We start from the raw sequence: 3,403 nt of genomic DNA, 5'->3' as shown, positions 1-3,403 counted from the left end.
TGTTGCCGATCACGAAGGCGCCGCCGTGGATCCAGACCATCACCGGCAGCTTCGCCCCCGGCCTGGCGTTGGCGGGCGCGGTCACGTTGAGGAACAGGCAGTCCTCGGACTGGGTGCAGTCCTGGCCGGGCCGGGTGGCGTCGCGCGCCGCGCTCCAGGCGGCGGGCGGCGCGGGCGGACGCCAGCGCAGCTCGCCCACCGGCGGGGCGGCGAACGGGATCCCCTGGAAGGTCGCGACACCGTCGGCCACGGCGCCGCGCACCGGCCCCTGAGCGACCTTCACCACCGGACCTGCGGTCACCGCCTGGGCTGCGGCCGGGGCGGCCTGCCCCCAGGCCTGGCTCCCCGAGACGAGCAGGCCCGCGGCCATCGCGACGGCCATCGTACGCTTGAAGATCATCGGCTTCCCCCCGGAGCGGCTCCGGTCTTGGACGCCGGAACATACCCATTTGTCGACTCTGGCGAGGGCCCTGTAAAGCGCGGGCGGACGCTGCGGAAGGCAACGCCCCTTAACTTCCGGAGTTGATGTGCTAATCCACGGTCGAGCCGGGGGGCTTGCGACACACGGCGCCTAGGGGGGCCATGGAACAGTCTCAGTTGCGGGTGCGATTCCCCACCCGACCCCGGCGCGGCGCGGTCTATCTGGCCGCCCTCGCGGTCGCGGGCGTGGCCGCCGGAGGGGCCGAGGCCCGCGCCGAGACCTTCGAGCTCGCCGCGGCGCCCACCGCCCGCGCGCTCGGCGAGCTCACGATCGACGAGCTCTCGGAGATCAGCATCACCTCGGTGTCGAAGCGGCCCGAGGCGATCAGCCACGCCGCCTCGTCGGTCTATGTGATCACCAACGACGCGATCCGGCAGGCGGGCGCCCTGACCATCCCGGAGGCGCTGCGCCTGGCGCCGAACCTCGAGGTCATGCGCATCGACGCGCTCGACTATTCGATCACCGCGCGCGGCTTCGCCGGCTTCGAGTCCGCCAACAAGCTGCTGGTGCTGGTGGACGGCCGCAGCGTCTACACGCCGCTGTTCTCCGGCGTGGACTGGGACCAGCACCACATCCTCCTCGACGACATCGCCCAGATCGAGGTCGTCAGCGGCCCGGGCGGCACGCTCTGGGGCGCGAACGCCGTCAACGGGGTGGTCAACATCACCTCGCGCAGCGCCTTCGACACCCAGGGGCCGCTGGCGGTGGCCAGCCTCGGCACGCTCGATAGCGACATCAGCCTGCGGTACGGCGCCCAGCTCGGCGATTCGGGCGCGGGCCGGGTCTACGCCACGGCCTTCAAGCGCGGCGACCTGGACGAGGCCGGCGGCGCCAGCGCGGACGACGGCTGGGACGGCTGGCAGGCCGGCTTCCGCACCGACTGGGCCTACGGCTCCGACACCTTCACCGTCCAGGGCGACCTGCAGGACGCCACCATCGACGAGAGCCTGGGTTTCGGCGACGGCTATGTGCGCGGCGGCAACGCGCTCGGCCGCTGGACCCGGCGCCTGGGGCCCGCCTCCACCGTGGAGGTCCAGGCCTACTACGACCACATCGAGCGCGAGGCGCGCGGCATCCATGACAAGCTTCGCGTCTGGGACGTCGAGGCGCAGCACGCCTTCACCCTCGGCCGCCATGCGGTGGTCTGGGGCGGCGGCTACCGCATCACCCGCGACGAGTTCCGCACCCTCGCCGAGCCCCAGCTGCTCTCGCCGCCCCGGCGGCGCGTCGACATCGGCAACGTCTTCGTCCAGGACGCGATCGCGCTCCGCCCGGACCTGCTGCTCACCCTCGGTGTGAAGCTGGAGACCAACGACTACACCAGGAGCGAGTGGACCCCGAACGCCCGGCTGGGCTGGAGCCTGTCGGAACGGCAGTTCCTCTGGGCGGCCGTCTCCCGGGCCATCCGCAACCCCTCGCGGATCGAGCGCGACTTCACCATCGCGGGCTTCGTCCAGCCGGGGCAGATGGGCTCCGAGAAGCTCGTCGCCTACGAGGTCGGCTACCGCGGGCGGCTCACCTCGGCCGCCAGCGTCTCGGCCTCGCTCTACTACCACGACTACGACGAGCTCCGGACGAACGAGTTCATCCCGGGCCGCCAGCCGGCCCCGGTCTTCGTGGGCAACACCATGGAGGGCGAGACCTGGGGCGTGGAGGCGTGGGGCGACCTGCAGGTCACCGACTGGTGGCGCCTCAGCGCCGGCGGCGCCGTCCTTCGCAAGGACTTCCGGCTGAAGCCGGGCAGCCGCGACGTGGCGAGGTTCGAGGCCGCCGGGGCCGACCCGGGCTACTGGGCCAAGCTCCGCTCCCACATGCGGCTCGCCGACAACCTCGAGCTGGACCTGGGCATGCGGGTCTATGACGACGTCCCGACCCTCGCGGCCTCGGGCTACGTCGGGGCCTCGGCCTACACCGAGGCCAGCGTGCGGATCGCCTGGCGGATCAACGAGCAGCTGGAGCTCTCGGCCACGGGCCTGGACCTGCTGAACGCCCGCCACGCGGAGGCGAGCGAGGCGCGGCGCAACGAGGTTCCGCGCAGCGCCTTCGTCACCCTGCGCTGGACACCGTGACCTGATGCGGCTGCGGCGATCCCTGCAGGCCTGCGTCGTGGCGGTGGCCGCGACGGCATGCGCCCTCGCGTCGGCGGCGCAGGCGCAGGGGCTCGAATACGCCGTCAAGGCCGCCTTCCTGACCAAGTTCGCGGCCTTCGTGAGCTGGCCGCCCGGCGTGAGCGCCGGCCCGGTGCGCGTCTGCGTGGTCGGTGACGATCCGTTCGGTCCGGCGATCGAAAGCGCGGCCGCGGGCCAGGTGGTCGTGCGCCGGATGCCGGCGGTGGACCGCGCCTCCGGCTGCCAGGTGCTCTACGCCTCGGGTTCGTCGCGCCAGAGCGTGGCCCAGGCGCTGCAGGCGGTGCGGGGCGCGCCCGTGCTGACCGTGACCGACGCCACCCGCGGCGGGCCGCGCGGCATGATCCACTTCGTGGTGTTCCAGGACCGGGTCCGCTTCCACGTCGACGCGGCCCAGGCGGCCCAGGCCGGCCTTTCGATCAGCTCCAAGCTGCTGGCGCTCGGCCTGTCGGTGAAGCGATGAAGCCGCGCTGGCTCGACCTCTCCGACCGCCGCGCGCTGAACCTGGCCTGGGTCGGCGCCGTGGCCCTGCTGGCGGTGGGCGTGCTGCTCGGGGCCCGGGCCGAAGCCGTCCACCGCGGGGAGGCGGCGCGCGCCGCCGCCGTCCAGGCGGACATCCTCGCCGCCAGCGTGACGGCGGCCCTGGCCTTCGACGACCGCCCCGCCATGCGCGAGTACGTGGACGCCCTGCGGGCCGACCGACGGGTCGCCGCCGCGGGTGTCTACAACGCCGACGGCCGACCGCTGGTGGTCTACGCTCGCCGCCCGCAGCTGCAGCCGCCCGGACAGCTCGGCC

Annotated in this window: 4 protein-coding genes; 3 read left to right on the top strand and 1 reads right to left on the bottom strand. The window is 73.3% G+C overall.

Annotated features, from left to right (window positions below):
- Positions 1–400, bottom strand: a 400-nt coding sequence (locus V7Z97_RS19830) for a carboxylesterase family protein (protein WP_334165271.1), incomplete at its 3' end; no start/stop codon positions are given.
- Positions 401–582: 182 nt separating this feature from the next.
- Between V7Z97_RS19830 and V7Z97_RS19825 the strand changes: the two genes are divergently transcribed.
- The 3 genes from V7Z97_RS19825 to V7Z97_RS19815 form a co-directional block, all read left to right on the top strand.
- The gene (locus V7Z97_RS19825) at positions 583–2,550 is read left to right on the top strand and encodes a TonB-dependent receptor plug domain-containing protein (protein ID WP_334165269.1); all 1,968 of its coding nucleotides are present in this window, start codon (positions 583–585) and stop codon (positions 2,548–2,550) included.
- 4 nt (positions 2,551–2,554) lie between these two features.
- The gene (locus V7Z97_RS19820; RefSeq protein ID WP_334165266.1) at positions 2,555–3,070 is read left to right on the top strand and encodes a YfiR family protein; all 516 of its coding nucleotides are present in this window, start codon (positions 2,555–2,557) and stop codon (positions 3,068–3,070) included.
- On the top strand, positions 3,067–3,403 hold a 337-nt coding region (locus tag V7Z97_RS19815; RefSeq protein ID WP_334165264.1), incomplete at its 3' end, for a CHASE sensor domain-containing protein. The genes V7Z97_RS19820 and V7Z97_RS19815, both read left to right, overlap by 4 nt.

The organism is Phenylobacterium sp. (genome assembly GCF_036821595.1).
In the GTDB taxonomy this organism is placed as follows: Bacteria; Pseudomonadota; Alphaproteobacteria; order Caulobacterales; family Caulobacteraceae; genus Phenylobacterium.
The sequence above is the reverse complement of the archived record's forward strand: the minus strand, read 5'-3'. Positions and strand labels throughout refer to the sequence as shown.

What these genes read in the sequence shown, in the direction of transcription:
- V7Z97_RS19825 (WP_334165269.1), top strand. Translation starts at nt 583, where the DNA reads ATGGAACAGTCTCAGTTGCGGGTGCGATTCCCCACCCGACCCCGGCGC.
- V7Z97_RS19820 (WP_334165266.1), top strand. Translation starts at nt 2,555, where the DNA reads ATGCGGCTGCGGCGATCCCTGCAGGCCTGCGTCGTGGCGGTGGCCGCG.